Below are 285 nucleotides of genomic sequence, written 5' to 3'. Positions count from 1 at the left end.
GCGGCGCGGGCCTTCTCGGCGTCGCGGGCGGCCTTGGCGCGGGCCTCGCGCTCCTTCCGCTCGGCGATCCGGAGACGGACCTCCTCGCGGCGGCGGATGCGTTCGGCCTCCTTGCGCTCCAGCGCTTCCCGGACCTCAGCGACCGTCGCGGAGTCCACCGGGACCTTGTTACGGCGGCACCAGGTCAGGAAGGCTCGGCAGCCCTTGCAGTCGTCGAGGATGCGGACCGCGGGGCCGTCCTTGCCGTCGTGGGCCTTGGTGAACTCCGACGCGGGGAGGAGTTCA

1 protein-coding gene is annotated in these 285 nt (G+C 73.0%); it reads right to left on the bottom strand.

Translation table 11 applies throughout. The features are described from left to right. The coding region (locus tag N865_RS23185; RefSeq protein ID WP_034810308.1) for a hypothetical protein at positions 1 to 285 on the bottom strand (285 nt) is incomplete at both ends.

This window comes from Intrasporangium oryzae NRRL B-24470 (assembly GCF_000576595.1).
Lineage (GTDB): Bacteria > Actinomycetota > Actinomycetes > Actinomycetales > Dermatophilaceae > Intrasporangium_C > Intrasporangium_C oryzae.
The sequence above is the reverse complement of the archived record's forward strand: the minus strand, read 5'-3'. Positions and strand labels throughout refer to the sequence as shown.